We start from the raw sequence: 26,507 nt of genomic DNA, 5'->3' as shown, positions 1-26,507 counted from the left end.
TGCGCTCAACGTCAAAAGCCAATTCAAAACCATGGTTTTTAGGTTTTGATGTTTAAAAGCACATTTGAGCAGCCGAGTGAAGAGTGGAGTAAGGGAAATCCGCCATGGACGGCGGGTTGAGGCGTCATGAGCAGGGACGCGACAACACTGCGAAGCAGTTTTGAACAACGCTTGCGTTGGCCCGGAGGCTAGCCTCAAAGAGGCCATAATAAATCCGTCCGCTAGCCGAAATGATGAGCCGAGGGCACCTGCGAAGCAGGCTGGCGATACGTGCGCAAGCGCAGGGGTTCCAAGGGGGTTACGCGCTTGTAACCCCCTTGGCGGTTGAGGCACCACATGGCGAGGTGATCACCGCACTCATGTCAACCGAACTTGATCACAAACGATTATCAACCGAAACTAGATCCGATTTGCTGTCAACCAAACCCAAACCTCTCGCCTGTCCTGTCCTTCCAGTGATTAAAATAAAATTAAATTTTTAATCACATTACTTGCATATAAATTCATAAAATGGCAATGTAAATACCATAATTCATCCAAATAGAACGTGATGAAAAACCACCAGTTATAATAAAATCAATAACTAATAGCTCATTTTATTTAAAAAATTCAGACAGGAGTTTAAGCATGAAAAAGTTACTATTGGCAACCCTACTAAGTGGTATGGTTTTCAGCGCGACTGCCGCAGAAACTATTCGTTTTGCTGCCTCAGCCACCTATCCGCCATTTGAATCAATGGATGCCAATAACGAAATCGTCGGCTTCGATATGGATCTGGCAAAAGCGTTGTGTAAACAAATGGAGGCCAACTGTACCTTCACCAATCAGGCTTTTGATAGTCTTATCCCAGCGCTGAAATTCAAACGTTATGATGCCGTCATTTCTGGCATGGATATTACCCCTGAGCGTAGCAAGCAGGTCGCGTTCACCCAACCTTACTATGCAAACTCCGCCATTGTGATTGCACCAAAAGGTAAATTCAGTTCTTTTGCCGATCTGAAAGGCAAGAAAATCGGGATGGAAAATGGCACCACTCATCAGAAGTATTTGCAGGACAAACATCCTGAAATTCAGACGGTGGCTTATGACAGCTACCAGAATGCCATCATTGACCTGAAAAATGGCCGTATTGATGGGGTGTTTGGTGATACTGCGGTAGTGAATGAGTGGCTGAAAACCAACCCGAACCTGGCATCAGTTGGCGAACATGTGACCGACCCACAATACTTCGGCACTGGCCTTGGCATTGCGGTACGCCCGGAGAATACCGCATTGTTGGAGAAGTTGAATAAAGCCATTGATGCAGTGAAAGCCGATGGGACATATAAAGCTATCAATGATAAGTGGTTTCCAAACTGATTTAATAACTTCCCCAAAGTCATTGCAGTTGTAGGTAGGCGGCAAACGAACGCATCCCGATGAGCTTACTCAAGTAAGTGATTCGGGTGAATGAAGGTAGCTAACAACCCTACAACTTCAAGGCCGCAGGGTAAGTAAGATTAGAACTTCATAGTGGGCGGTATGCGGAAACATATCAAACAACTGCACCCGCTCAATATGGTAATCGGCTAATAGGCTGATATCTTTCGCCATTGTCTGCGCATTACAGCTTGAATAGAGTATGAATTCAGGTGCCATCTGAGCAAGATAGTCACACAGTTCAGCACCAATGCCACGCCGTGGGGGGTTAACCAATACCAACTGCGGCACTTGCGTTTCTGCGGCGGCGAAACGGGTGGAATCCAGTGCAGCAAAACTGACATTCTTTAATCCCAACTGCTGCGCCGATTGGCGTGCGCAGGCGATGGCTTCCGCGTTGATTTCAATACCGGTGAGTTGCGTCTCGGTGCTGGCACAATGCAAACCAAAACCACCTACTCCGCAAAACAGATCCCACATACTGCTGATATCCAGCTCCCGCACCCATTGCCGTGCCGTGGCATACAGTGAGGCGGCAACCTGAGGATTGGTCTGGAAAAAACTTTGTGGCCGGATAAACAGCGGCACCTGATTAAACAGTTCGGGCAGCGCCTGCTGTTCAGTTAACGGGACTTCTTGCTCCCCTTCCAAGATTGCCATATGCACTGGCTGAATATTAGCCGAGATAACAGCCAGTTGAGGCAATTGCTGCTGTAACCATGGCAGTGCTGCGCGTAATTGCGCCAGCTTGGTTTCAGAACGCAGTACAAAGCGCAGCATTAACTCACCGCTATAAGTACTTTCAGTCAATAACAGGAATTTAAGCTCGCCGCGTTTACGTGCAACGTTATAGGGTGTGAGACCGGCGCGGGCTATAAACGTTTTCAGCACGGTAAAGACCGGGGCAAAACTGGCCGGGTAGAGTGGACAGTCAGATAAATCGACCGGGGTACCGTCACGATGCAACATCCCTAATAGCGGCCGTTCAACACTACCACTGACCACCATTTTCGCTTTATTACGAAAAGCGTTCTCACGCCCGAAAACCGGCGCTAACCACTGAACCACAGGGTGACCAGCTAGCAGACTCTCCAAATGATGTTGTTTGTCAGCCAGTTGTTGTGGATAGGGTTTATCCAGCCACTGGCAGGAACGACAGCGACCCGCCGTATACTGTGCGCAATGCATTAATATTGACCGTTATAATCTGAGAAGTTGAATAATTTGCAGCCGAGGCTGTTGATGAGGCGAATTGTAGCATTGTGCCGCGCTAAACACTCATTTTGACTGAGGGAAATAGCGGTACCAGGGGAAAAACAGCAAACCGATAATCACCACATCAGGGATCTTCTGTAACAGTAGGCTATGTAGAATTTCGCTGCCGGTATCACCTTCAACCCGAAAAACATCTAAATACAACCAGTCCAGTGACACCATCAACAAATAAACACTCGCGATAATCTGACACGCCAAATAGCACCAACGCGCCCAGTTCTTGCGATAACACACCGCAGCGCCGCAGACAATCTCTAACAGCAATAGCACCACACTGGCCAAGAAGATCAGGCCAAAATCCCAGCTTTGCAGACTTTCACTGATAAATTCGCCGGTACCCACCCACCCCAGAGTCGCAACCAATAATAATACGCCGAGGATACGGGTAGCAATAATGGCAGTACCGGCGATGAGGACCGGTACTGGCGTCGTTGCAGAGGATGAAAATGCTAAGGATGAAAATAGTTTTCTCATGTCGCCCTATCTGCCCTCAGTCCGGTTGCTGCAACCTAATGTTATCCCTGACAATAACGCCGCTGGTCAGCGGCGTTAAAGCAGAATGAAGCCTAACAGTTTTAACGGCAATCAGCTACGGGCAGCTTTTCGTAATTCACGCAACCGCTGCTTTTCCGAACGGGACATAAACCACCACGCGATTAAACCGATTATCCCAACCACCAGCAAGATAAGTGTGGCAAGGGCATTAATCTCTGGATTAACCCCCATCCGCACACTAGAAAAGACCAGCATCGGCAAGGTTGTCGCCCCTGGGCCGGCAACAAAGCTGGCAATCACTAAATCGTCCAGCGATAAAGTAAAGGCCAATAACCAGCCGGAGATTAATGCCGGTGCAATCATCGGCACGGTAATCACGAAGAACACTTTCAGTGGTGTGGCCCCCAAATCCATGGCGGCTTCTTCAATAGAACGGTCCAGCTCACGCAGACGAGAACTTATCACTACCGTCACATAGGCAGTACAGAAGGTGACGTGCGCCAGCCAGATGGTGAACATGCCGCGCTCTGCTGGCCAACCGATAGCATGCCCCATAGCAACAAACAGCAGTAGCAATGATAAACCGGTAATCACATCGGGCATCACCAACGGCGCTGTCAGCATAAAAGCAAAACCGGTTGAACCGCGAAAACGGCCAAAACGCACCATCACCACCGCGGCTATTGTCCCCAGAACCACCGCCATCGTGGCGGAGGCGGCGGCAATAGTCAGACTCAGGCCAACGGCAGATATCATCGCTGAATCATTAAATAGCTCTGTATACCAACGGGTTGACCACCCCGCCCATACGGTTACCAGTTTAGAGCTGTTAAATGAGTAGATAACCAGCATCAACATCGGCGCATACAAGAAGGTATAACCGACAATAAGGATCACCCGACGCCAGACCGAACGTACTTCCGGTAGGTTATTCATACCGGGCCTCCTATCTCTTTATTCTGATGCTTGTGGAACCAGAGTATCGGCACAATCAGCAGCACTAACATCACCGTCGCAACCGCCGAGGCAACCGGCCAATCGCGATTGTTAAAGAACTCTTGCCACAAAATACGACCAATCATAATGCTGTCCGGCCCACCGAGCAGTTCAGGGATAACAAACTCACCCACCGCAGGGATAAACACCAACATGGAACCGGCAACAATGCCACCTTTGGTCAATGGCACAATGACACTGATAAAGGTCTTAAATGGCTTGGCCCCCAGATCCAGCGCCGCCTCCACCAACGAATAATCCAGTCGGGTCAGCGCAGTATAGATTGGCAGTACCATGAATGGCAGATAGGAATAGACCACACCAATGTATACCGCCAGATTGGTGTGCAGAATAATCAGCGGTTGATCAATAATCCCGGCCCACATCAGGAAATTATTCAAGATTCCATTGTTTTTCAGAATACCCATCCAGGCATAAACCCGAATGAGGAATGAGGTCCATGAAGGTAAAATCACCAACAGCAATAAGATATTACGAGTGGATGATTTACTGTGTGCAATCGCCCAAGCCAATGGATAGCCGATAATCAGGCAGCATAGCGTCGACACCGCAGCCACTTGCAATGATTGCAGGTAAGCATCGATATACAGCGGATCATCGAGCAGTTGCAGATAGTTACCAAGATTGAGCGAGATATCCAACTTGCCGTCCAGCCAGGTAACCAGATCGGTATAAGGGGGTACGGCGCGCGCCATCTCGGCCAGACTGATTTTGAATACAATCAGGAACGGCAACATAAACAACAGAAATAGCCACAAATAAGGCATGGCAATAACCAGTTTACGGCCATGCGCCATTTGGTAACGCTGGACAAAAGCCTTAATCGGCCCGACAGTACGGGTCGGTGGTTCTGCTGCCCCACGGGTAGATTTAGACATCACGATATTAACTCCCCAAGGCTCTTAATTACCCAAAACCACGCAACTGTCAGCATCCCAACATAATTGCACTTCATCGCCCCATGTTGGCATCCCTTTACGGTAGCGATGACCATTTTGTAGCTGTGCACTCAGCATCTGCCCGCTGTGTAACTTCACATGATAAATGGATAAATCCCCCAGATAAGCAATGTGTACCACTTCACCGACCGCGAAGTTGCAGCCATCTTCTGGCACTTGTTCACACAACATCACTTTTTCCGGGCGCAGAGCCACAAATACCGGGACACCGTCTACCACCGAGGCATCAGAATCCACTTTCAATGGATGGCGCAGACCGGGGCTGTCAATCACCAATGCATCATCCAGCCGCTCTTTTAGTACTCCCTCAAATACATTCACCGAGCCGATAAATTCAGCGCTGAATCTACTGTTCGGATGTTCATAAATCTCTTCCGGTTCGCCAATTTGCACAAACTTGCCACGGTTCATAATGGCGATGCGCCCGGCCATCGTCATCGCTTCTTCCTGGTCATGGGTAACCATCACACAGGTCGCCCCCACCCGCTCCAGGATATCAACCACTTCCAGTTGCATCCGATCACGCAGCTTTTTATCCAACGCCCCCATGGGTTCATCCAGCAACAGCAGTTTTGGCCGTTTGGCCAAGCTACGGGCCAGAGCCACGCGCTGACGCTGCCCGCCAGAGAGTTGGTGTGGTTTACGCTTAGCAAACTCTTGCATGTGCACCAATGTCAGCATCTCTGCGACGCGGCTTTTGATCTCATCAGCAGGTAACTTGTCTTGCTTCAAGCCAAACGCGATATTTTGCTCAACCGTCATATGGGGAAATAACGCATAAGACTGGAACATCATATTGATCGGGCGCTGATACGGCGGCACATGAGACAAGTCCTGCCCATCGAGCACTATCTGCCCCTGAGTCGGCTGCTCAAAACCGGCCAGCATCCGCAACAGGGTGGATTTACCACAGCCTGAAGCCCCTAACAGCGCAAAAATCTCACCTTTGTAGATAGTCAGATTGACGTCATCTACCGCGGCCTGACCATCAAATGACTTGGTTAAGTTGCGGATCTCCAACAAGGGTGTAAACACCTTCTGGGATTTTGGCTGCGGGCGGGGAATTACATCATTCACTCAGCGTGCTCTCCGTAAAAGCAGAACAGGCCGCATTTAAGGTGCGGCACAATAAAAAACAGGAACAGGAAGATAAACTCCCTGCCCCTACCCTCGTTCATTTCACTTTCCATCAATGTGATATCAGCCACGCGTTGAACGCAAGCTACTGATTCACACCAATGGGTTATTTACCACTTTTCACTTTTGTCCAAGCCCGGGTGATCACACGATCAATTTTCGGGTCTTGTACTTTCAGCGTGAACATTTTGGCGCGCACATCCGCTGGCGGATAAATACCAGGGTTATCACGTACTTCTGCATTTACCAATGGCGTTGCCGCTTTGTTGGCATTGGCATAGAACACATGATTACTGATATTAGCAATCACATCAGGGCGCATCAGGTAATTCAGGAACTGATAGGCTTCATCCTGATTTTTAGCATCAGATGGCATCGCAAACACATCAAAGAACGCTAATGCGCCTTCCTTCGGAATGCTGTAGGCCACATTCACGCCATTTTTCGCTTCTTTGGCCCGATTAGACGCCTGCATGATGTCACCGGCCCAACCGACAGCGACGCAGATGTCACCATTTGCCAGATCATTAATATATTGTGAAGAGTGGAAGTAACGGATGTTCGGCCGCAGTTTCAGCAACAATTCAGTGGCAGGACCGGTGTAGTCGGTCGCCTGAATACTGTTTGGGTCTTTACCTAAGTAATTGAGTACAGTTGCAAAGATCTCACTTGGTGCATCCAGGAAAGAGACACCGCAACTTTTCAACTTCTCAAGATTTTCAGGTTTCAGTACCAGATCCCAACTGTTTACTGGCGCATCTTTCCCCAGAGCAGCTTTCACTTTCTCGACGTTATAGCCGATACCTGTTGTCGCCCACAAATAAGGAATAGCATATTTATTTTCTGGGTCGTGTTTGCTGACCAGCGCCAACAACTCAGGATCGAGATTTTTATAATTAGGTAGCTTACTTTTATCTAACGGCTTAAAGACACCCGCAGACAATTGGCGCTCAAGGAAACTAGCTGATGGCACCACTAAATCAAACCCGGTACTCCCGGCCATCAACTTACCTTCCAACACCTCGTTGGAGTCAAACACATCATAGACAACCTTAATGCCGGTTTCCTTTTGGAAATTAGCCAGCGTATCGGGTGCGATATAATCGGACCAGTTGTAAACGTGCAGTGTTTTTTCCTCAGCAGATGCTGAGACGGACGCGGCCATTAATAAGCCAGCAGCAACACCCGATAACCACTTTTTACGATGGGTGAACATCCGTTAACTCCTCCAGAATAGGGGGTGAAGTCGTGCGCTAAATTTGTATCCGCTAGGATACAACACCTTTGCCCTGCCGAGTGCTATTGCCACCTGCACCAGATGCATGACTATGCACGGTGAGTGATTATTCACCTAGTAAGAATAATCACTGTTTAGGCGGAGGAATATTATGCCCTTTGCAGAAACAGCAGCATAACCGCACTTGGCAATCCGTACCATACTCTAGGGTAAAAAACGCCTTTTATCGATTTTTTATGCACATTCTATCTATGTAATGCGCCACTAATGGCATAAACGGCGATAAATATCTGGCAAAGTAGGGTAAAAAGCAGAATATCTTATGGTTTACAGGGGAAATAACAGTGTGCCACCGCTATCAGCGGCACATTTAATGAAGGGATATTAGTGGATAACCGGATAAGCCGTCGCCGTCTGTAGCGATTCATCGTCGTCACTGTTGCCAATAAACAGTAAATCATTGGCACGCGCTTCCAGAATGATCATCGAAATCTGCTCTTCACACTGCTGCATAAAATAGCCAAATTGAGCAAATGTGACACCCACTTCTACCGTCAGTGACTGGCAGACAATCAATTTCGGCAAATTATCATCCTGAATATCGATAAAGGCTTTAACCGTCAGCGAGCTGGCATTTATTTGACTCAGATCCGCGACTAACGGGATAAGGGCCGTCGGCCTGACTTCAGCCAGCGCCGAGAACAAGATGATGTTATCAACCAAATCAACTTTGGCATCAAACACGCCCTCAAAGTTCTGCATATGCGGCAAATGCAGCGCCTGACAGGAGTCGCACTCAAAAAATGAGATACCGAGTTGATCCAGCCAACGCCGTAATAAGGCTAAATCCGGGACGATGAGTGAATCCATAACTACCTACCTCACGATTCTCATAAGACGAAAAGTGGCATAGCTTACGGAATATTAACCGACAGTGCTATGATCAATACCGACAAATTTAATGCCCTTATAAAGACTCAGTCATTATCCTGATCGGGTTTATTATCCTTTTTGCTCTGCTCTGCCTCTGATTCTTTGTTGGATGGCGGCCTTGATATTCTATCGGCGCTACCTAATAGTGGGCCAAAACCACTCGCTACGCGCCAAACAATACACGCAGCGGCAGGGAGCATCAGGCCAATCCCGACAAAAATCATAATAATGGCGACAGCTGGTGTTCCCATTGAACCAGATAATGACAAGTAGCCATTAATACTTAGGTAGGCAACAACCAGTAACAGCATCCCCAGCACTTCTGAAATAATCACAATGCGGGGCATATCTCCTAACGAGCGCATCTTTACCTCCGATAGGCTCTGCATAAGCGTTTATACAGTGTATTGAATCCCCACAACTTGTAACAGTACCGATAAGCAAATAGGTACGATTAATCAAACTAACAGGCAAATCCTGCTTTTTTTTCACCGCGTCAAAGGGCATAGTAGACCGCAGTAAGAGTGAGTAATGCGCTAGAAGTCATTTAACAGTTGAAGATAGAAAGAGCTGTTGGCGAAGTGATTACCCCTGTTTGAGAAATGGCGGGGATAGCTCAATTTAATTAAGGAGTTTTACATGTTTGCTGTGATTTTCGGGCGTCCTGGATGTCCTTATTGTGTCCGTGCTAAAGAACTGGCAGAAAAACTGGAAACTGAACGCGACGATTTTAAATTCCGTTACATCGATATTCATGCGGAAGGTATCACCAAAGCTGATTTGGAAAAAACCGTCGGCAAACCGGTAGAAACCGTACCGCAAATCTTCATTGATGAGAAACACATTGGCGGTTGCACAGATTTTGAAGCATACGCTAAAGAAAATCTGAGCCTATTCCAGTAATCTGGTCAGCCGCACAGAGCGTTTCCTCGCCAATATTATTTGGTTTTATTCTAAAAAGGGTGCTTAGCGCCCTTTTTTTATTGCTGGGACTCTAGTACCACACAGTAAAAACCGCCTCAGGAAACCAGACGAAGCGACCTACAAACAACATATAAGCCCATCTATAATTGGTAACAAAGCATATCCTTCTAGCGAGACCAAACTTCCTGCTTATTACTGGCTGTCTCGCAGCAGACAGATTAGAATAACTCCCACTATCGCCTGCCTTTATGTGCTGTTTAGCGATAAATATTCTGAGTTTAAAGAAATGCCCCTTCTACCTTTAAACCAAGAGCGTATACATCGTGGTCATTCGAGCTAAATAGAAAGTCATACTCGTGAATATAAACGTCGCAAATCTGTTAAACGGCAATTACATCTTGCTGTTATTCGTAGTTTTAGCCTTGGGGTTGTGCCTGGGTAAACTGCGACTCGGCCCTATTCAATTAGGTAATGCTATTGGTGTGTTGGTGGTATCACTGTTGCTTGGGCAACAGCACTTTACCATCAATACTGAAGCGCTGAATCTGGGCTTTATGCTATTTATTTTTTGTGTCGGTGTTGAAGCCGGTCCAAACTTTTTCTCTATATTTTTCCGCGACGGTAAAAACTACCTGATGCTCGCTCTGGTCATGGTAAGTAGCGCAATGATTCTGGCGTTGGGGCTGGGTAAATTATTTGGCTGGGATATTGGCCTTACTGCCGGGATGCTAGCAGGCTCCATGACCTCCACACCGGTTTTGGTCGGTGCAGGTGATACGTTGCGCCATACCATCGCCAATAACCCGGCGTTGCAACACGCGCAGGATAATCTGAGCCTCGGGTACGCCCTAACCTATCTTATCGGGCTGGTGAGCCTGATTTTGGGCGCACGTTATTTGCCCAAACTCCAACACCAGGACTTACCGACCAGTGCTCAGCAGATTGCTCGGGAGCGCGGTCTGGATACCGATAGCCAGCGTAAGGTCTATTTGCCTGTCATTCGCGCTTACCGGGTTGGCCCGGAACTGGTGGCGTGGGCAGATGGTAAAAATCTACGTGAATTAGGTATTTACCGCCAGACGGGTTGTTATATTGAGCGTATTCGCCGCAATGGTATTTTAGCCAACCCAGATGGTGATGCGGTGCTGCAAGTGGGAGACGAGATTTCACTGGTCGGTTACCCTGACGCTCACTCCCGTCTTGATCCCAGTTTTCGTAACGGTAAAGAAGTTTTCGACCGTGACCTGCTGGACATGCGAATTGTTACCGAAGAAATTGTGGTTAAAAATAGCAATGCTGTTGGAAAGCGACTCAGCCACTTAAAATTGACTGACCACGGCTGTTTCCTAAACCGGGTGATCCGCAGCCAAATTGAAATGCCGATTGATGACAACGTAGTATTGAATAAAGGCGACGTACTGCAAGTCAGCGGTGATGCACGGCGCGTTAAAAGCGTGGCAGAAAAAATTGGCTTTATCTCTATTCACAGTCAGGTCACCGACCTGCTGGCTTTCTGTGCCTTCTTTATTCTCGGATTGATGATTGGTTTAATTACCTTCCAATTCAGTAATTTCAGTTTCGGCATTGGTAATGCTGCCGGCCTATTAATGGCTGGCATCATGCTCGGATTTTTACGTGCTAACCACCCTACTTTTGGCTATATCCCGCAAGGTGCGTTGAATATGGTGAAAGAGTTCGGGTTAATGGTCTTTATGGCTGGCGTCGGATTAAGTGCAGGTGGCGGTATTAATAGCAGCTTGGGCGCGGTCGGTGGACAGATGCTTATCTCTGGCCTAATCGTGAGTCTGGTCCCAGTCGTCATCTGCTTTCTCTTTGGCGCTTATGTATTACGCATGAACCGTGCTCTGCTTTTTGGTGCCATTATGGGTGCTCGCACTTGCGCACCGGCCATGGACATCATCAGCGATACTGCCCGCAGTAACATCCCGGCACTAGGATACGCAGGGACTTATGCCATCGCCAACGTACTATTAACATTGGCAGGTTCGTTGATCGTTATTATCTGGCCGGGAGTATTAGGCTAGTACACTAAAAAGGCCGTTGCAGAAAAAGCTAAACATTATTTTATACTTTTTTTATTTCCCCAGAACTTTCTTACTGGACTGGGGTCTGATTTAATGCCACTGCTTTTCTTTGATGTCCCCATATTGAGGAGCCCGATAGTCCCGCCTTCTTAGGTTCAAGACTAATCGGGTTTTTTCTTGCCTGATATTCAAGCCCTTACCTATCAATAACTTACAACCGCTTCGCATAACCATTGGCGATGAAATGGCGGCAGCATCTAGAAATTTTTCATTTGAATGCTTGAATTCTAGGTATAGTCACCTAGTATTTGTCCCTCTTATCTATAGGGATGTTCAAATGTTTACTTACAAGATGGTACAAATTCCGCCAAATATTTCCGTCAATGCCAAAGCTAACAAAAATGGTATCGCTGCCCAGTATCTTGAAGAAGTTGTTAACTCTTGGGCCTCTGAGGGCTGGGAGTTCCAGCGCGTTGATACCATAGGTATTGATGAGAAGCCGGGATGTTTTGGTGGAAACAAATCAACACTAACGCATTACTACGTGATTACGTTCAGGAAAGAAGTTTAACGTGCTCAAATGGCTAAGTATTAGATTCATTCTCTTCTATCGTGCCTATGCGCCGATGCGAATCCGTGATCGATGCCGCCATACTCCATCCTGTTCTAAATATACGTTGGTTGCTCTAAAACGTTTTGGCTTTATCACTGGTTGGAAGTTGGGTTTGGCCAGAATTTATAGGTGCAGGCCACCGAATGGTGGTTGTGATTACCCACCCAAAAAATAAAATTCTATACCTCTGCGGAGCTTGCTCCGCTTTTTGTTATTTATTTGTAGTGATTTTATAAGGTATTCTCCTCTTAAGATTAGCCAGCTAATTATTTCTTGTCTATAAAATTCACTACCTGTAACAACACTATGATTTATCTGTTGCCTGCTGCTCCATGTAATACGTGAACTACGTTTATGTTTTCAAGTTTTAACCGTTATTAACCTCATAAATTGTTATACTATAATTATCACTAATAGTTCAATGTACTGCCTGAAAGGAGTTATTAAATGACTGAGTTATATTTATACAAAAGAGAATATAGCGAAAATGCAGATAAGCTCACTGAGATTAAACCGCTCACTTCGAATGAAGTTGAATTTATTAGTAAGAACTCGTCTTTATTAATCGATTTTCAAAAGCATCATGCTTTAATTGAATACGTCATACTTAATTATAAAGTAATATCAGAAATTTTAGTTAATTTAACCAAAAAAATCACAAGTGCGGAACAGAGCTCTTTAGATTATCCTTTTGAAAATTTCTATCTTGAAGTTAACTCAGTTATCCTGAATTTCCTCGCATCAGCCAGAACTTTTCTTGATCACATGGCAACAAGCATTAGTAGAAAATATACCGAGCAGTCCAAACAGTTCTCATATTTTAATGAGATAGCATCAAAGGAGTATGATACGACTTTTTCTTACAAATTCATGAGTAGATTGAGGAACTATGTCCAACATTGCGGTATGCCGCCTTTATCCTATAATTTTCAAAAGAGTTTTGATTATGATAATTTGATCGTTGAATCTAACCTAGTCGTTTATTTTGAAAGAGAGCATCTTTTGGGAAATTTCAGTAAATGGGGAAAGATAGTCAAACAAGCTTTACTTGAACAAGATGAGAAATTCCCGGCCATTCCTTTAATTAATGAGTATATCTACTCTCTCGTGAAGATACATGTTAATTTTACAAGGGAATTTTACATGGCTGAAATACTAGAAGCTAAAGATAATATACTTTCTGTAATTAATGAAAAAGAGGGATATTCTTCTAATGGATATTGTTTTGGAAAGATAACACCTAATGGTGATTCTATAAGAATAGAAATATCAACAATACCAACATCACTACTAAGTAAAATATACCATTTTACTCACCTTCAATATTTATTAGAAGCCAAAAAAAACAAATATCATTTCCAATATGGCGAACTGTGAATTTTAGCACCCACAGAAATTAATGAATAATACATTCAGACCTAAATCAACCTGTAGCTATGAAACACTATCAATTACTTAAATTTCAGTTTAGAAATAGTCTGTAAAATCCCCCCTCCCCGTGCCAGCTCTGGCGCGGGGAGGGTTTATTCGGAATAAACAAAACCACGTAAAACGATCCATAAAACCCACGTAATTAATATAATCTCTTTTAAATTCAATGCACTAATATTTTACGCGATCCACTCCGAGATCCAAAAACTGAAAAACACTGAAATTCTTTTCAATCTTTTCAGTTGGCGAAATGCTGCAAAGCCCCAGCCACGGCGCGGGCTGGCGAGGTGTTTTGTAGGAATTTAAAACTGAAAAAACTTTATAACGCAAAGTGTGCAGGCGGGTGCGGTGTAGTGCCGTTTCCGTCATGATTACGTTTCTTTCGTGGCATGTTCTGCTACGTGTGCGTGGCGTGGCTGGCGTGATCCATTTCGGGCATTGCGGTGTGATGATGGGTTTATTGCGTGGCGTGTTGGGCTGCTGGCGGTGCTTTTGGATAGGCGTAAAAAAGCCCGCGCGCGGCGGGCATATTGGGCGAGATCGATTAGCCGATCACAGGGGAATATTTATCACATAATCTGTCTGACTTGGCCCCGGTGGCGGTGATGCTCCCGGCGTTCAGTGGGCCGCCGGTATTATCGTGGGTATGTGCGGCGGTCAGTGCTGCCAGCTCTTTCACCACATCCAGCGTATCCAGCATCAGGGCCATCACGTTAATCTGCTGGCTACCAATCCATACCACCGGCGCTATTACATCTTGTCGGGCGGCGGCGATGCTGCTGCGGATATTGCCAATCTTCTCTATCAAATCCTGCCCCACATCAGTGGTTAAGGTTTTGCCCACTTTGGCCATGTAACTGGCTTGGGTGGCCAGACTGTAATCCCCCTCACTAATCTGCTGGATAGCACCGGCCAGTAAGGTGGCCGTTCCCAGTACCGTGGTTTTATCGGTAGCCTGAACCGTGGTTTCACGGGCTACCAGTGTGCGGGTTTCATCATCGGCAGTAATTACCCGGCTCATGGATTCCTCACGGATCACCTGATCGGTTTTGCGCTCCCAGTCCCCCGCCACCGTTACCCGCTGCGATACCCCATCACGCTGTTGTTGTAATTGCTCACCCGGCAGCACCGTGGGCAGATTGTTACCCTGTGATAACGTCTGACGCACAAACGGCTTATCCGGCCTGCCACCGGTAAAACCCACTTCCACCAGGGTACCCGCCGGGGGAAACTGGAACATGCCCGACTCGACCCCCGCCATCGGCAGAGGTAACGGCACCGCAGGGTAAACCGGCGTATCTGCTGCGGCCTTTCCATCATCATCCAGCAATTGCAGATTAACGGCATAGCGGGGCCGGAACGGGTCAGCCATATCGCCACTGGTCACTGCTTCGCTTGGCCCCTCAACACGGGCCATTTTCGGCAGATGTAACCCGGCGGATAACTCCGGGTAAGCATTATCAATCTGGCGCTGGATGGGGGTTTTCTGCAACGGCTTGCCGGTGGTTTTATTGCGCGGCGTCCACGTTAACACCAAATCATCATTATTCAGCCGAACGGTGGTTAACCGCTGGCCATTCATTTCCACACCGGGGCGCACCGATTGGATCATAGGCACGGTCATGGTATTGCCTGCCGCCGCTGCGGTGCTGAATTCTGGCGGGATATCTATCGGTTTACCGGCGAACAATGAATGCTGCCAACTGCCCACATAGACCGCGCCATCTGGCAACTGGTACCAGACGTAATCCGCAATACCAAAGGCGTTGCCGATATTGGCCAGCAACTGATAACCGCTACCGCTATGGGTAAAATGGGGTATTGGCTTGTCGTTATAGTCGGCACCGGCGGCAAGCTGGAAGGTTAACCCGCTGTTGTCGGTCAGCCAGTCGGCCAACTGGCGCAGGGTCGGGTGTTGCATCGATACCGGCCACATACGCTCAAAAACACCGGTTAACTCACGCACAAATAACCGCTGTACGCCGTTCTCTGCCGGTTGCGAGCGTTCCACATAACCGGTAAACCAGCGCAATACTAATTCAGGGTAACCGGCATCCAGCCGCACCAGTTTGCCGGTGTAATCGGTACTGGTTTCAGCGGTAATAAAGCCACGCCCGCAGGCGTTCAGCTCCAATACCAGATTGGCATCAACCAACGGCACCGCATCGCCAGACAGCATCAGCCTGCGGATCGGTTTCATGAGGCTGGCCCCAGTGCATCATTGACCGGCTTTAACACCTTACGTTCAAACCAGCTTAACTGCTCGGCATCCTCGCCCGCATCACCGCCACCGGCCCCGCCTGCTGCCGTCTGTTTTTGCGCGGCGGTTTTGCCCCCGGCGCGGGCCTCGCGTTTCTCTGACACACTCAAAAACTCTTTGAGGGTGAAGGTCACCAGCCACGCCATTTTCCCATCCTGTTTCGGGGCATCAATCGCGCCGGTAAAGGTGGCCAGCCGAAAATTAATCGCCTGCGCCACCTGATTGGCCACCCGGTATTTTTTCAGTGCGCCGCCAGCGTCTTTGGATTCAGCCAGTGCAAACAGTCGGGTTAATACCTCCGGGGTGCTGAATGGCACCATCCCGGATATCCGCAGCTCTTTGGCCTTAATGCCCTGCTCTGCCGTGGCGGTGCTGGATGTTTGGCCGGATTGGTCTTTTTCCTGAAATTGCATAGTCGGGGTCACGGTCAGCCCCTTTAATGGGATGGCTTCACCGTCCAGTGCCAGCATGACTATTTGTGTCATTTATCATTGCCTCCAGCGTGGTTAAATCCTCTCCGGCAAACAAGGTGGCCAGAGTAAAAACAGCATCCTGCTGCGGTACGTTCTTTTTCATTTCACTGGCAATGGTGGCCGCGCTGCCGTTGGCGGTAAATACCCACGCCTGCGCACTGCCTGCCAGTAAGCCATTTAACGCACTTTCCATGCTGGCCAGTGCCGCCGCTTTGGCGCTGGCAAAACCGGATAATGCCGACGCCAACCCCGCCAGATTGGCCCCCGTCCCGGCAGCATCTTTGGCCTGTGCGATACGTTGGGCATTGATGGCCATGCGGCTGGTTGCACTAGATAACGGTTGTGGCAGGGGTAACCCGTTTCCTGCGTTGGCCGGTAACTGCATTTTGGTGGTAGCCAGTGTGGCCGCTGTTTTGGCCATGCGGGCTACCTGTGAAAATACCGGCAACGGCAGCACCGCAGAGAATTGTGTCAACGTCTGCATAAAGCCGGGGTGATCAGTGGCGCACACCATAAACACCACCACCGACTGCTGACCACCACTGCCTGCCAGTTTCCCCGCCAGATAATCCACCGCGTTCTGCGGACTCAGATAACTGCCCGATTCCTCGCTACGGCCCACGCCATAAACCCACGGATGTACCGGCAGCATGGCGCAATTGACTGCGGCCATATTACCGGGGATAGATAATGTTGCTTTACGCCACATCAGGCAGCTCCGGCCAGCTAATATCTGGCGCAGTCGATACAGCCAATTGCTTGAGGGCAATGACGTATTTTTTCAGTTTGATTAAATGCGTGGTATTTTCATCATCAATAATCCCTAGCATAAGGTCGGTTTGCAGCGCGGTAAGCTCGTCCTGAACTGACCAAATTCTATGATCCCGTTCTCTTTCTGCTTCAGCTACCTGCATCTCTTGTAACCAGGCGGGATTTACCACGATGGCATCTTTTGCTGTATTGAACTGCCAAGCCTCAATATATCTTTGGTCTGGGAGGTCTTCGCGCAAGATTTTCAGCCAAGGCCCATCATGCGTGAATGCCTCTAAATACTTTTGCGCAGCAAAATTGACCACCGTCATTCCACGCCCGCTTTCGTTCTCAAATACCACTACATAGATATTTTCGTAATCGCCGTTATCTGACAGCTCATTATTAATAAATTGTTCCATCTTTTATTCCTTATGGGCCAACAACGATGACATAAAACTCCGGCCAATCTCTCCAGTCGTAACTTGTTCCACCATCATTGGCATTCTGGATGCTGAATGAATTTGGCGATCGATTCCAAATATTCGCGGAGTGAGCACTTATCGCGCCGTTTTGTGAACCGCCGTTAATCCCAACGGTGACGGCATATGCACCGTTTGACGTTGACATTGTGAAGTTATAGCCGCCCACGTTGGTACGATTTATTGCGGCAAAACCAAACGAGCTGATTATTGTTCCGTTCCCTTGCACCGCCGCCCACGCCCTTATCCCTCTGTTTGACAGGTAAGTCGATAAGTAACCCCCCCATACCGGGCCGTAGATATTACCGTCAGCAGCTAACCATGCGGCAGTATTGCCAGCATACACAGTACCTTCCGCTATAATTCCAGAGCCTTTTAAAATCCCCGCAGCCGTAAGCGTTTTAGGAATAACTATATTGCCAGTAGTTCTATTGACGGTAAGAGTCGCGCCTACACCATCAGTAACTACACGGAAATTCCCGCCTGAATCGATATCAATAAAAGCGGCTTTGGCATCGGCCTTATCATATAAATCAATTTGCCCGCCCTCAGCACTGTTCGGCATCGGGTGGACTTCAAGATTCTTTACACCAAGGTTGCCGGGTAACTGAATATTGGTGTTTTTAATACTGATGGCGTCCACTATCCGGCTATCGTCACCCGCTGCCGCAGTACCGGCCGTTTTACCGATATCAACCAGCGCCGCGCCTTTCAGTGCAAGGTTTTGGCGGAATAATGCCGCGTTGGGAATATCCGCGCCGTTCCGCTCTTTGGCTAACCGCGCGTTGCCATTATCCATCGCTATTTTGGCCGCTTTTGATGTTGCGGCCAGCGTTTCGCTGTCGCTATCGGTGGCGCTGCTCATCTGAACAAAACCTTTTTCCGTTAGCGTACCGTCTGGGTGATTACGGGATTTTTCATGCTGCGCTAAGGCGTCGCTGGTTTCTTGTTCGGTCAGCGAACCTTGCGGGCGCAGGTCGGTAATATTGCCCGCTGCATCAATGCTGGCCACTGCAAACACCCGGTGCATAAACCCGGCATTGTCCTGATAATCTGCCAGCGTTGCCGCCACGGTCACCGTGACCACGCTTTCCCACTGACTGACCACATTGCCCTGTAAACTCACGTCTGCCCACACGTTCACCGGCTTGGCCGACACCGTAATATTCTTATTAGCCGCCAGCACGGCACGTAACCCGCCCACATAAGCGCGGCCTGCCGTCACGTAATATTGCTGGCCGGTCTTAGCCACCAAAAAACCATCAGCAAAAAATGCGCCGGGGCCGTAGTGGTCAAGGTTAATCAGGCGCTGCATTTCATCAATACCGGTCAGACGGGCGGTAAAATCAATCTGCCACGTTTCTGCCGGGACGGTGATCCCCGTTTCACTGGCGGCACCGTCATATTCCATCAGGAAACTGCGGGTTAACGCGTTACCCTGCTGGCCATTGGCGTTGGCAATCTTGCGCTGGGTCGGGGCATGAACAATCATGGCCACCGTGCTGCTGGCCTTATTCACCAGACCAATCCAGTTAAAATCAAAATCACCGATTTCGGTACCCAACGTGATGGAGTACACCACCGCATTCTGATTAACCACACCGGTTTTATTAACGGCCTGACGGTGAACAATCTGCCCGGCAGGCGGTAAACCCTCGCTGCGGTCAATCGGGGCATTCGGATCCAGTCCCGGCACCAAAGCCAATACAAATTCATCCACCACCACGGTGTTACCGCCTGCGGCTTCCTGCGCTTTCCATTGCTCAAAAGCAGTGGTGATAATTGATTGAGACATTATTTCTTCCCTGTTAATGAGGCGCTAAAGGTGGTGGCTACTGCGGCGTTAGCGGTGGCCACATCACTGCGGGCGCAATAAGTTACATACTCATGGCCCACCCAACCGGCGCGAATACGCAGCCCAGAATAGGTGATCACTTCAAAACGATAACGGCGGCAGGTTTTGCCGTACTGGCGAATAATTTGCATCAGCAAATCGCTGTTACTGGCTATCTGGCTGTCACTGACGCGTACCAGAATCACATCCCAGTCAATGTCTGGCTGGCGCTCCAGCAATTCCACATACCCAATGCCAAGGCGTTCAAAGATGGCGATAAATCCCGCCACTGAACCGGCATCTGCGGCGTTAATAAAGGCGTATTGCACCCGCTTACGGTACAGGCTCAACGGCTCACCGTTAAAGCGGCTGATATCGCGCTGATACGCCAGCACGTTAAGCAACGGTACCGCACAGGTGGCCGCATCCAATTGATTAAGCGGCCAGTTCAGCCAGCCATTAACCCACTGCCACCACTGGCGGCACACCTGTAATAACTTGTTGGCTTCGCCTTTGTCCATCCATGACGGCAGGCGCAGGCTTTTTAAGCGATTGATGAAATCAGGCATTTTCAGTCACCACCGTTAAACTGTTCAGGCGCGGCACACTAAGCTCACTCACAATGTCAGTCAGTGAAAAACTCAATGACTCAATCAGCGGAAACGTCTTGTGCAGCTCCCGCCCCAGATTGGAAAATGAGAAACGGGAATAGGGCCACGTTTTAAGTACCTTGTAGGTACTGTTCTGGCGAAAGGCGCAGCGGATCAGGTTTTCACAGCCGCTTTCCAGCCCGGCCAACTCATCAGCGGTTAAGTTTTGTTTGTTGCTGATATACAGCGTAACGCGCAAATCATGCTGGCTTTCCGGCAGTGGCATACATTGCATATCATCACCATGCCCGTGGTGGCCCTGATTGGTGATGTGGTCATTAACCGCATCAATAAACGGCTGGGATATCTCGCCGCTGTCTAACAGCAAGTAGGCGTTGGCGGTACCCGGCCCCCGTGGCGCATCGTGCAGAAAATAAATCCGGTCAATGGATAACCCCACCACCCCGGCTATCATGCTGCGGTACACGGCATCGGTGTGATAGTTGCCCACCAAGTTAAATTGGTTGCGGCACCTGTCCCGAAAATCATCATCTGACTCTTTATCAGCCCCCGGCACCGTTAACCAATCCCCCTCGCTTTGGGCGCGTTCAATGCCCGGCACCGCCTGCGGCAAGATACGGTAGTAACCGGGGGCCAGATTAAACGCCCCGCCCACCTCAGCCGCGTTCACCGGCACCAACCCACTGGCGGCACCGGCAGCTATCATGGTTTCAACACTGACCACCACGCTGTAAATCTTGCCGTTAATGCGTTCAGTCTGAATAAGCGTTCCGGCCGGAATAACCACATCCTGCTGAATATCGGTTTTGTAGAAGCGGATCATCCCCTGCGCAGCGGTGGCCGGTTTACGGCGGGCATTCACGCCCCAGCCAAACACCTCTAAAAATGTGCCGCTGGCGGTGGCCAGATACATATTGGCCAGCACGGTATTGATTAACACCGAGTTGAGCCATAGCACCGGGCGGGTAACAAGGGTTTTTATCAGCCGCCAAAACGGGGACATAGCGGAGGTATTGGTGATTAACCCCTCTTCTGCCACCAGTTCATCAAACTTTTGCCGAATATCGGCCTCGGTTGTCGGCATCCCGCTGTCTTTTAATACCTGCTCGTAATCTATCTCAGGTTTATTATTCATAATCCGCACTTACCGTAATAGGGCCGAAATCGTAGGTATCAGCCGTTACCCATAAGCGAGTGGCAGTTTCTTCATTAATCACCACCGTGCCGGGAATAATGCGCACATCATCTTCAATTAAAATAATCAACTGGGTGATCACATCGGCGCGTAATGTCGGGCTGCGCTCCGCAATTAATCGGGTAGTGAGGCCACTTTCAATAATGGCGTGTACACAATCCTGACCAATGCTAATCCGGTTATTACATAATGTCGGTTCATTGCCGGTATTAAGAACAAAATCACCGTCTTTAATCAGCAGGTCGATATACATTAATGTTGTCATTAATTTAATTCCTGCCATTCCATTAAATCTCGCGGCGTCATGCCACCCGGCATAGTAATATTCACGTTTTCAATTCGTTTGCTGTTATCGGTCATTGATTTAGAGCTATTACTGATTTCTTTATTAATCCCGCCCTTATCAATATTGCGCATCTGGCCACCGGTTAATAAACCACTGGCTGAATTCATCGGGTTACCTTCCGGGGCAACAATGCTTTTCGCCTCAATACTGACACCGGGAATATAGTTCAGCTTATCAATGATCCAGTTATAGGTTTCGGCAAAGGTACTTTTTAGCCAGTCCCACAACCCACTGAACACATTACCGATACTGTCAGCCATGGCACTGAACCCGGCCAGTGGTGATAAGCCGGTGATAGCCGATACCAGCCACTGCCAGCCGGATACGATTTTTTGCCATACTCCGCTAAATACGTCCCCGACAGCAGTCACCACCTCAGACAACCACTGGAATGCGGCCGTATCTGCAATGGCGGCTTTAATCTCATCCCAATAGGTAATCAGGTAGTAGATACCCGCTGCCAGTGCGGCAATGGCCACAATCACCAACAACACTGGCCATGTCAGGAAGCTAAAGGAGATCCCCGCCGAGATGGCCGCGATGCGTAGCGCCAGTAAGACACCGCGCATAATACGCATGGTGGCATTGGCGGCAATAATCGCTTTGTTATACAACCAGATGGCGGCAGTGTGGATTTGTGTCACGGCACACAATGCACCCCACAGCAGTTTTAACCCCATCCAGATAAACATGCTGATCCCCATCACCATATTGGCGATGGCACCGGCAGCGGCAAAACTCAGCAGCGCCAGCATGGCATAACCAATCAGTCGGGCGATATTGGGGAATAGCTGCATCCAGCGGGCGAACTTCTCCCCGATAGCCGATACCCGGTTCATGATGGGATACAGCACCGGTAACAGGGTTAAGCCCAAAATTACCCGCATCCCTGTCCAGATAGCCATCAGCCGTTCCCATGGGTCGGCCATTTTCTTGGCCATCTCACCGGCCCGTTTCATGCCGTCATTACTGCCCAACTCACCAATATTACGTTTCAGCAAATCGACATTGCCGTAAAGCTGTTTAATGACGTTCGCCCCATCCCCAAAGGCTTTATCCAGCTCGGCCTGCGCTTTTAAATTGCCCTCTATGGTTTTCCCGTAACGCCCCTGCAATTTCTCCAGCATTTCCGGCATGGTCAGCATCTGGCCGGAGGCATTCACAAAACTTAGCCCCAGCGTTTTGGCCCCGGCAGCGGCCCCTTTCATGTAGGTTTCATAGCTGCCGCTGGCTTCGGTTCCCAAGGTTTTTTGTAACTGGCCCAACACAGCGAATTGCTCATCCATGCCCACGCCATAGTTAGCGCCAACCCCTTTGGAACCCTCCATTAAGTCAGCCATGGTCTGCATATTGACGCCAAATGCCTGCGCCATATACGCCGTTTTACCGGCCACCTCTTCGGCAAACTTCACTTTGCCTATGCGGTCTGCATAGCTGTCAAACTGGTTATACATTTGCCCCATGTAGGCGGCGGCTTCGCTGCCGGTGGTTTTCATCCCTGCGGCCAACACATTGGTAGCCAGGGTGAAACGGGGCAAATCACGGTCAGACAGCGTACCAATAGCACTGCGCACATCGGCACTGGAGCGCACCACATCCACCGCGCTGCGCCCATACTGCATACTGAATTTCAGGGCGTCCGTGCTCATCTTTTGCAAGGCGCTGTCACTCACCCCCTTGGCGCTGGCTTCATTAAGCGCCCCGGCGAAATCAGCCGCTGGCCCCAGTGCGCCCTTTAAGCCCTGTACTACACCGAATAAAGCCGCGCCACCCACCAAGATTTTACCGAAAGCGGCCTGCGATGAATCCGCGAACCCTTTCACCGAGGATTGCACCTGCTTTAACGGGCGCGTGATTTTATCAATCATGCTTAGGGTAAAATCGAGGTGTTTCATTAATCGCCTTTAAATGCCAAGCCAATCCCATTGGCAATAGAAATACGGGTGTTATCCCAATAACGGTTATCCAACCAAACGGCACGGGCTAAACTTTCTATATCGTCATTTTCATGCGGCAGATAATGACGGCGCAGAATAAGAAATTGTTCAATATCATTATTATCAATGGCCCGTAACCGTTGGGTTAGTTTTTTACTTCGATTTCCAGTTCAGGCGCGTAAACCTTATTGACCTTTTCAATTAATTGCAGCGCCGCACCCGGTGCTTTTAAAATCTCGTCCAGAGCTTCTTTGGTTTCTTTACTGATAATACGGCGCAGGTATTTAAATGCCGGGGCAATTTTATTTTCCATACCCACTTCATTAATAAAACCGTTATAGGCGGTGGTGTTCGGTTCGAAAATAAGTTCAACGCCACCCACTACTAATACAATCTTGCTTTTGTCAGCCATGTTATTTATTTCCTTGTCGTAAAGTCATTTCATTAATTAATTGATTGTGTCGCGCCGCGCACAAGATATAGATGCTGCGATAGGCGCGTAAGGCGTTATCAAAATCATTACCGGTAGTGCCGGTTAATCGGGGTAATACGGTGTCGCACTTAGTTAACAGATTTTCCTGATAAGGTACGTTCGGCGGCATCACTGCTTTCGTTGAACAACCGGACATATTCATCAGTAGCACACACGTTAGTAAACACCGGCTTAATAATTTCCGTGTGAATAACCGGCTGGTATTTATCACCCTGCTGGCGCAACGCTTCCAGCTTATCCTCCAGTTGCCGGGCTGAATCACTGGCTATGTCCTCCGAAATTGTCCTGCCCTGTTCTGCCGCTTGGTTGGCGGCACGGGTAATACTCAGTTCAAGGCGGTCATGCTGCAAATCATTGAGATACCACCCGGCGACAAATGCCGCCACTATCAGCGCCAGTATCTTGGCCATCAGCGAACCCCGTTATGCTCAAGGCTAAAGTGGTTGCCATCAGGGTTGGATTTGAAGCGCCCGCCCCATGTCCCGCCCAACGACTCCCAATACTCACCCAACGGCAAAAACGCCTCGCTTTTAGTCTGGTACACCCCATTGATAAACAGATTAAAATCCACCGCCAGCCGCGAGGTGTGCAGACTGTTACTGATACCGGTTCCCGCTTTGGCATTCAGTTTGGCCTGCTCCGGGGTGCGGTAGGCTTCGCCAAAGGTCAGACGGTAGCCCCGTTCCCCGGCCCAACTAATCAACTGCGCAATCAGTTGGGTAAATAGCTGCTGTTTTTCACTTAACGTCATGGTTTCTTTCCCTTTAACAAACTGCCAGCCCTGCGGCGCAACCACAGCTCAAGCGCCTGATATCCTGCAATCCCGATTGCTGCCCCTAAGCCGTTGATGGCCAGCGGAGGCAATCCCGGCACCCAGACCAGTGCTGCCGCTGCGGCCATGCTGGCCCCCGAACCCAAGATGATCCGGCCTATAAATCGCCGTACAGTGATCGGTTCATCACTGGCCAGAATCTTGCCTAAAGCCAGTAAGGCACCGATAACCCCCAATGAAATAATGGCTTTTTCATGTTCCTGCATCCTTGCCCCCTAGCCTATCAAGTTGCGCGTGGCGTCTTCTTCCAGATACGGAATGCCGTTAATGCGCACAAAATCCGGGCTGGTAATGAAATACTTAATTTTGTGGGTCAGTACCGCCCCACCTTTCGGATCAACATCCAGCGCGGAATCAAACTTCAATTTCACCCCGAACACTTCCACTTTTAACTCTTCATCCCCGGCCTTGGCATAGAACAAGATGTCAAACGCCGGGATACCGCGCCACGAACCGGCGCGCGAGGCTTTGGCGGTCAACTGTTGCAGCACTTTGGTACTGACTTCAATATCACCCTCGCCGCCGACATCGCCTTTTACATCCCCATCCGGCACACCGTTGGTTTGTGCCGGGCCGCTGTTATCGGTAATGGTCAGCCCGATTTTTTCCACATGGATCAGATCACCGTCCATATTCACATCAACCGACTGACCAGAAATACGGGTACTCATTGGCTATTCTCCAGTGTGGTATCCAGCATCAGACTCACCGTGATACCTTTCGGGCATTCATACGGGCGAACCACAATATAAATCTCCACTTTGGTGGCGGTGCGCCACGTAATCACCACATCACCCTCTTTTGGTGGCTTTACCTCACCGGGGAAGGTGATCCCGTTAATCTGTGTACTGCGGGCCATTTCGCGCAACACCTTGGAAAAATAGGTTTTGTGCGCGGCAATGCTGCCGGGGGTGCTGTTCAGTGAACGGTCTGCAATCTTGGCAATCGCCTGCAAGCGAATACGGCGGGCCGCTTTATCGACAATGCGCAGATATTCAATCACCTGATAATCCCCGCCCTCCACATCCAGCGTGCGGCCATCTGACCAATACATGCCGTCATAGTCCGGGTACCACATCGGGACGCTGTAGCGCAGGGTTTCCAGCGCCTGCAAGGTGGCCAAATCCAGTGCCACACCTTTGCCATCCACTGGCTGCACATCACTGCCCATGTCCAGTAGCGGGCCGGTGGCGACACGGGCCGGACTGTCTGCAATGGTCACCGCGCGGTTACACAGACGCCCCGCCAACACGCCCGGCTCATTGCCCCACAACCGTGGCACCAGTTGCACCGATGAAGCCGCAACGCCCTGCTGTAATGCTGCCAGACGTGCCAAATACTCCGGCCAACCCTCTTCGGCTTGCGGGCCATCAACGGCCAGCACAAACCACATCCAGCGGCCAAACTTGGCCAGCAATTCAGCCCGCAGACTGGCGGCGGCGGTGATAGTCGCTTTATCCGTGGGCAACACCACCACCACGCCCTCAACACTGGCCACCTGTTGGGCTGCTCTGACCGCTGCCACCCACGCCAGTGGATCAAGCTGTTCATCTTTGGCTGGCTCTGCCAGCACATGCACAAAGCCGTTCCAGTTCTGACCTGCATTGAGCATCGCCGCATTGGCGCAGCTTTTTACCGCGCTGGCATCCGGCCCCAGCAACACATCAAAATCCGTCTGCGTGTTCACCGCCAGCGTTTTCCCGGCGTTTACCTTGCCGGTACCGATGTACAGCACGGCCCGTTCAATCTCTTTGGTTTCGCCCTGTAACTGGTTTTTTTGGTCAATATTGACTTGTGGCCAACTCATCG

Annotated in this window: 32 protein-coding genes; 6 read left to right on the top strand and 26 right to left on the bottom strand. The window is 49.3% G+C overall.

The window, feature by feature from the left end; translation table 11 throughout:
* Positions 1 to 627: 627 nt before the first annotated feature.
* Positions 628 to 1,359 carry an arginine ABC transporter substrate-binding protein gene (artJ, locus tag V1955_RS08025; protein WP_083158405.1) on the top strand — a complete coding sequence of 244 codons (732 nt, stop codon included), beginning with the start codon at positions 628 to 630 and terminating at the stop codon, positions 1,357 to 1,359.
* Positions 1,360 to 1,476: 117 nt separating this feature from the next.
* Here the strand turns inward: artJ and rlmC are convergent, their stop codons facing one another.
* The 8 genes from rlmC to V1955_RS07985 all read right to left on the bottom strand — a co-directional run bounded on the left by rlmC (position 1,477) and on the right by V1955_RS07985 (position 8,837).
* Complete coding sequence (gene rlmC / locus V1955_RS08020) at positions 1,477 to 2,607, bottom strand: 23S rRNA (uracil(747)-C(5))-methyltransferase RlmC (protein WP_442820767.1); 1,131 nt, start codon at positions 2,605 to 2,607, stop codon at positions 1,477 to 1,479.
* Positions 2,608 to 2,697: 90 nt separating this feature from the next.
* A complete protein-coding gene (locus tag V1955_RS08015) occupies positions 2,698 to 3,168 on the bottom strand; it encodes a YbjO family protein (protein ID WP_083158403.1) in 471 nt (156 codons plus the stop codon).
* Between the two features lie 111 nt (positions 3,169 to 3,279).
* The gene (potI, locus tag V1955_RS08010; protein ID WP_050084992.1) at positions 3,280 to 4,125 is read right to left on the bottom strand and encodes a putrescine ABC transporter permease PotI; all 846 of its coding nucleotides are present in this window, start codon (positions 4,123 to 4,125) and stop codon (positions 3,280 to 3,282) included.
* Positions 4,122 to 5,084, bottom strand: a complete 963-nt coding sequence (gene potH / locus V1955_RS08005; RefSeq protein ID WP_372569332.1) for a putrescine ABC transporter permease PotH — start codon at positions 5,082 to 5,084, stop codon at positions 4,122 to 4,124. The genes potI and potH overlap by 4 nt, the downstream gene beginning before the upstream one ends.
* A gap of 24 nt (positions 5,085 to 5,108) precedes the next feature.
* Positions 5,109 to 6,242 carry a putrescine ABC transporter ATP-binding subunit PotG gene (gene potG, locus V1955_RS08000; RefSeq protein WP_083158401.1) on the bottom strand — a complete coding sequence of 378 codons (1,134 nt, stop codon included), beginning with the start codon at positions 6,240 to 6,242 and terminating at the stop codon, positions 5,109 to 5,111.
* Positions 6,243 to 6,408: 166 nt separating this feature from the next.
* Complete coding sequence (potF, locus tag V1955_RS07995; RefSeq protein ID WP_083158400.1) at positions 6,409 to 7,518, bottom strand: spermidine/putrescine ABC transporter substrate-binding protein PotF; 1,110 nt, start codon at positions 7,516 to 7,518, stop codon at positions 6,409 to 6,411.
* A gap of 405 nt (positions 7,519 to 7,923) precedes the next feature.
* Positions 7,924 to 8,409, bottom strand: a complete 486-nt coding sequence (locus tag V1955_RS07990; RefSeq protein WP_083158399.1) for a YbjN domain-containing protein — start codon at positions 8,407 to 8,409, stop codon at positions 7,924 to 7,926.
* A 107-nt stretch (positions 8,410 to 8,516) separates the two neighbouring features.
* Positions 8,517 to 8,837: a YbjC family protein gene (locus tag V1955_RS07985; protein WP_083158398.1), complete on the bottom strand. Its 321-nt coding sequence runs from the start codon at positions 8,835 to 8,837 to the stop codon at positions 8,517 to 8,519.
* 274 nt (positions 8,838 to 9,111) lie between these two features.
* Here V1955_RS07985 and V1955_RS07980 point away from each other — a divergent pair, with 274 nt between their 5' ends.
* The 5 genes from V1955_RS07980 to V1955_RS07960 all read left to right on the top strand — a co-directional run bounded on the left by V1955_RS07980 (position 9,112) and on the right by V1955_RS07960 (position 13,431).
* Positions 9,112 to 9,375 (top strand): GrxA family glutaredoxin, encoded by a 264-nt coding sequence (locus V1955_RS07980; protein ID WP_004873700.1) that lies wholly within the window; start codon positions 9,112 to 9,114, stop codon positions 9,373 to 9,375.
* Positions 9,376 to 9,752: 377 nt separating this feature from the next.
* Positions 9,753 to 11,441: an aspartate:alanine antiporter gene (locus tag V1955_RS07975; protein ID WP_083158397.1), complete on the top strand. Its 1,689-nt coding sequence runs from the start codon at positions 9,753 to 9,755 to the stop codon at positions 11,439 to 11,441.
* 337 nt (positions 11,442 to 11,778) lie between these two features.
* Positions 11,779 to 12,012, top strand: a complete 234-nt coding sequence (locus V1955_RS07970; RefSeq protein WP_050880204.1) for a hypothetical protein — start codon at positions 11,779 to 11,781, stop codon at positions 12,010 to 12,012.
* Position 12,013: 1 nt separating this feature from the next.
* Positions 12,014 to 12,229, top strand: a complete 216-nt coding sequence (gene yidD / locus V1955_RS07965; protein ID WP_072100547.1) for a membrane protein insertion efficiency factor YidD — start codon at positions 12,014 to 12,016, stop codon at positions 12,227 to 12,229.
* 272 nt (positions 12,230 to 12,501) lie between these two features.
* The gene (locus V1955_RS07960) at positions 12,502 to 13,431 is read left to right on the top strand and encodes a hypothetical protein (RefSeq protein WP_442820766.1); all 930 of its coding nucleotides are present in this window, start codon (positions 12,502 to 12,504) and stop codon (positions 13,429 to 13,431) included.
* A gap of 225 nt (positions 13,432 to 13,656) precedes the next feature.
* Here the strand turns inward: V1955_RS07960 and V1955_RS07955 are convergent, their stop codons facing one another.
* The 18 genes from V1955_RS07955 to V1955_RS07870 all read right to left on the bottom strand — a co-directional run bounded on the left by V1955_RS07955 (position 13,657) and on the right by V1955_RS07870 (position 26,505).
* On the bottom strand, positions 13,657 to 13,854 hold the full coding sequence (locus V1955_RS07955) for a hypothetical protein (RefSeq protein ID WP_442820765.1): 198 nt from the start codon (positions 13,852 to 13,854) through the stop codon (positions 13,657 to 13,659).
* Between the two features lie 175 nt (positions 13,855 to 14,029).
* Entirely contained in the window at positions 14,030 to 15,685 is a 1,656-nt protein-coding gene (locus V1955_RS07950) for a hypothetical protein (RefSeq protein ID WP_442820764.1), read from the bottom strand.
* Positions 15,682 to 16,230, bottom strand: coding sequence for a baseplate complex protein (locus V1955_RS07945; protein ID WP_442820763.1), 549 nt, complete (start codon positions 16,228 to 16,230; stop codon positions 15,682 to 15,684). Before V1955_RS07945 ends, V1955_RS07950 begins: the two co-directional genes overlap by 4 nt.
* The gene (locus tag V1955_RS07940; protein WP_442820762.1) at positions 16,196 to 16,927 is read right to left on the bottom strand and encodes a hypothetical protein; all 732 of its coding nucleotides are present in this window, start codon (positions 16,925 to 16,927) and stop codon (positions 16,196 to 16,198) included. Before V1955_RS07940 ends, V1955_RS07945 begins: the two co-directional genes overlap by 35 nt.
* Complete coding sequence (locus V1955_RS07935; RefSeq protein WP_442820761.1) at positions 16,917 to 17,390, bottom strand: tail fiber assembly protein; 474 nt, start codon at positions 17,388 to 17,390, stop codon at positions 16,917 to 16,919. Before V1955_RS07935 ends, V1955_RS07940 begins: the two co-directional genes overlap by 11 nt.
* 10 nt (positions 17,391 to 17,400) lie before the next feature.
* Positions 17,401 to 19,245, bottom strand: coding sequence for a phage tail-collar fiber domain-containing protein (locus V1955_RS07930; protein ID WP_442820760.1), 1,845 nt, complete (start codon positions 19,243 to 19,245; stop codon positions 17,401 to 17,403).
* Positions 19,245 to 19,853 (bottom strand): hypothetical protein, encoded by a 609-nt coding sequence (locus tag V1955_RS07925; protein ID WP_442820759.1) that lies wholly within the window; start codon positions 19,851 to 19,853, stop codon positions 19,245 to 19,247. The genes V1955_RS07930 and V1955_RS07925 overlap by 1 nt, the downstream gene beginning before the upstream one ends.
* Complete coding sequence (locus tag V1955_RS07920) at positions 19,846 to 21,030, bottom strand: baseplate J/gp47 family protein (protein WP_442820758.1); 1,185 nt, start codon at positions 21,028 to 21,030, stop codon at positions 19,846 to 19,848. Before V1955_RS07920 ends, V1955_RS07925 begins: the two co-directional genes overlap by 8 nt.
* Positions 21,023 to 21,355, bottom strand: a complete 333-nt coding sequence (locus V1955_RS07915; RefSeq protein ID WP_411917299.1) for a DUF2590 family protein — start codon at positions 21,353 to 21,355, stop codon at positions 21,023 to 21,025. The genes V1955_RS07920 and V1955_RS07915 overlap by 8 nt, the downstream gene beginning before the upstream one ends.
* Positions 21,355 to 23,331, bottom strand: coding sequence for a phage tail tape measure protein (locus V1955_RS07910; RefSeq protein ID WP_442820757.1), 1,977 nt, complete (start codon positions 23,329 to 23,331; stop codon positions 21,355 to 21,357). The genes V1955_RS07915 and V1955_RS07910 overlap by 1 nt, the downstream gene beginning before the upstream one ends.
* On the bottom strand, positions 23,331 to 23,468 hold the full coding sequence (locus V1955_RS07905) for a DUF6890 family protein (protein ID WP_371836857.1): 138 nt from the start codon (positions 23,466 to 23,468) through the stop codon (positions 23,331 to 23,333). Before V1955_RS07905 ends, V1955_RS07910 begins: the two co-directional genes overlap by 1 nt.
* 50 nt (positions 23,469 to 23,518) lie before the next feature.
* The gene (locus V1955_RS07900; protein WP_004389570.1) at positions 23,519 to 23,785 is read right to left on the bottom strand and encodes a putative phage tail assembly chaperone; all 267 of its coding nucleotides are present in this window, start codon (positions 23,783 to 23,785) and stop codon (positions 23,519 to 23,521) included.
* A 1-nt stretch (position 23,786) separates the two neighbouring features.
* Complete coding sequence (locus tag V1955_RS07895; RefSeq protein WP_392387063.1) at positions 23,787 to 23,975, bottom strand: hypothetical protein; 189 nt, start codon at positions 23,973 to 23,975, stop codon at positions 23,787 to 23,789.
* Positions 23,935 to 24,276 (bottom strand): hypothetical protein, encoded by a 342-nt coding sequence (locus tag V1955_RS07890; protein ID WP_049525362.1) that lies wholly within the window; start codon positions 24,274 to 24,276, stop codon positions 23,935 to 23,937. Before V1955_RS07890 ends, V1955_RS07895 begins: the two co-directional genes overlap by 41 nt.
* On the bottom strand, positions 24,276 to 24,617 hold the full coding sequence (locus tag V1955_RS07885) for a M15 family metallopeptidase (protein WP_049525361.1): 342 nt from the start codon (positions 24,615 to 24,617) through the stop codon (positions 24,276 to 24,278). Before V1955_RS07885 ends, V1955_RS07890 begins: the two co-directional genes overlap by 1 nt.
* On the bottom strand, positions 24,614 to 24,904 hold the full coding sequence (locus V1955_RS07880; protein ID WP_049525360.1) for a phage holin family protein: 291 nt from the start codon (positions 24,902 to 24,904) through the stop codon (positions 24,614 to 24,616). The genes V1955_RS07885 and V1955_RS07880 overlap by 4 nt, the downstream gene beginning before the upstream one ends.
* Positions 24,905 to 24,913: 9 nt before the next feature.
* A complete protein-coding gene (locus tag V1955_RS07875) occupies positions 24,914 to 25,369 on the bottom strand; it encodes a phage protein (protein WP_050157936.1) in 456 nt (151 codons plus the stop codon).
* Positions 25,366 to 26,505: a DUF2586 domain-containing protein gene (locus V1955_RS07870; protein ID WP_442820756.1), complete on the bottom strand. Its 1,140-nt coding sequence runs from the start codon at positions 26,503 to 26,505 to the stop codon at positions 25,366 to 25,368. Before V1955_RS07870 ends, V1955_RS07875 begins: the two co-directional genes overlap by 4 nt.
* Positions 26,506 to 26,507: the final 2 nt, after the last annotated feature.

This window comes from Yersinia sp. 2545 StPb PI (genome assembly GCF_052217125.1).
GTDB classification, from domain to species: Bacteria; Pseudomonadota; Gammaproteobacteria; order Enterobacterales; family Enterobacteriaceae; genus Yersinia; species Yersinia enterocolitica_E.
This window is presented reverse-complemented; position numbering and strand designations above follow the sequence as displayed.

Coding starts and splice junctions, on each gene's coding strand:
- artJ (WP_083158405.1), top strand. CDS start 628: ATGAAAAAGTTACTATTGGCAACCCTACTAAGTGGTATGGTTTTCAGC.
- V1955_RS07950 (WP_442820764.1), bottom strand. CDS start 15,685: ATGAAACCGATCCGCAGGCTGATGCTGTCTGGCGATGCGGTGCCGTTG.
- V1955_RS07980 (WP_004873700.1), top strand. CDS start 9,112: ATGTTTGCTGTGATTTTCGGGCGTCCTGGATGTCCTTATTGTGTCCGT.
- V1955_RS07890 (WP_049525362.1), bottom strand. CDS start 24,276: ATGGCCAAGATACTGGCGCTGATAGTGGCGGCATTTGTCGCCGGGTGG.
- V1955_RS07935 (WP_442820761.1), bottom strand. CDS start 17,390: ATGGAACAATTTATTAATAATGAGCTGTCAGATAACGGCGATTACGAA.
- V1955_RS07920 (WP_442820758.1), bottom strand. CDS start 21,030: ATGAATAATAAACCTGAGATAGATTACGAGCAGGTATTAAAAGACAGC.
- potH (WP_372569332.1), bottom strand. CDS start 5,084: ATGTCTAAATCTACCCGTGGGGCAGCAGAACCACCGACCCGTACTGTC.
- V1955_RS07930 (WP_442820760.1), bottom strand. CDS start 19,245: ATGTCTCAATCAATTATCACCACTGCTTTTGAGCAATGGAAAGCGCAG.
- V1955_RS07880 (WP_049525360.1), bottom strand. CDS start 24,904: ATGCAGGAACATGAAAAAGCCATTATTTCATTGGGGGTTATCGGTGCC.
- potI (WP_050084992.1), bottom strand. CDS start 4,125: ATGAATAACCTACCGGAAGTACGTTCGGTCTGGCGTCGGGTGATCCTT.
- V1955_RS07940 (WP_442820762.1), bottom strand. CDS start 16,927: ATGTGGCGTAAAGCAACATTATCTATCCCCGGTAATATGGCCGCAGTC.
- V1955_RS07925 (WP_442820759.1), bottom strand. CDS start 19,853: ATGCCTGATTTCATCAATCGCTTAAAAAGCCTGCGCCTGCCGTCATGG.
- V1955_RS07895 (WP_392387063.1), bottom strand. CDS start 23,975: ATGCCGCCGAACGTACCTTATCAGGAAAATCTGTTAACTAAGTGCGAC.
- V1955_RS07955 (WP_442820765.1), bottom strand. CDS start 13,854: ATGACGGAAACGGCACTACACCGCACCCGCCTGCACACTTTGCGTTAT.
- V1955_RS07900 (WP_004389570.1), bottom strand. CDS start 23,785: ATGGCTGACAAAAGCAAGATTGTATTAGTAGTGGGTGGCGTTGAACTT.
- V1955_RS07990 (WP_083158399.1), bottom strand. CDS start 8,409: ATGGATTCACTCATCGTCCCGGATTTAGCCTTATTACGGCGTTGGCTG.
- V1955_RS07910 (WP_442820757.1), bottom strand. CDS start 23,331: ATGAAACACCTCGATTTTACCCTAAGCATGATTGATAAAATCACGCGC.
- V1955_RS07885 (WP_049525361.1), bottom strand. CDS start 24,617: ATGACGTTAAGTGAAAAACAGCAGCTATTTACCCAACTGATTGCGCAG.
- V1955_RS07960 (WP_442820766.1), top strand. CDS start 12,502: ATGACTGAGTTATATTTATACAAAAGAGAATATAGCGAAAATGCAGAT.
- V1955_RS07870 (WP_442820756.1), bottom strand. CDS start 26,505: ATGAGTTGGCCACAAGTCAATATTGACCAAAAAAACCAGTTACAGGGC.
- potF (WP_083158400.1), bottom strand. CDS start 7,518: ATGTTCACCCATCGTAAAAAGTGGTTATCGGGTGTTGCTGCTGGCTTA.
- V1955_RS07915 (WP_411917299.1), bottom strand. CDS start 21,355: ATGACAACATTAATGTATATCGACCTGCTGATTAAAGACGGTGATTTT.
- V1955_RS08015 (WP_083158403.1), bottom strand. CDS start 3,168: ATGAGAAAACTATTTTCATCCTTAGCATTTTCATCCTCTGCAACGACG.
- V1955_RS07945 (WP_442820763.1), bottom strand. CDS start 16,230: ATGACACAAATAGTCATGCTGGCACTGGACGGTGAAGCCATCCCATTA.
- V1955_RS07875 (WP_050157936.1), bottom strand. CDS start 25,369: ATGAGTACCCGTATTTCTGGTCAGTCGGTTGATGTGAATATGGACGGT.
- rlmC (WP_442820767.1), bottom strand. CDS start 2,607: ATGCATTGCGCACAGTATACGGCGGGTCGCTGTCGTTCCTGCCAGTGG.
- V1955_RS07985 (WP_083158398.1), bottom strand. CDS start 8,837: ATGCGCTCGTTAGGAGATATGCCCCGCATTGTGATTATTTCAGAAGTG.
- V1955_RS07970 (WP_050880204.1), top strand. CDS start 11,779: ATGTTTACTTACAAGATGGTACAAATTCCGCCAAATATTTCCGTCAAT.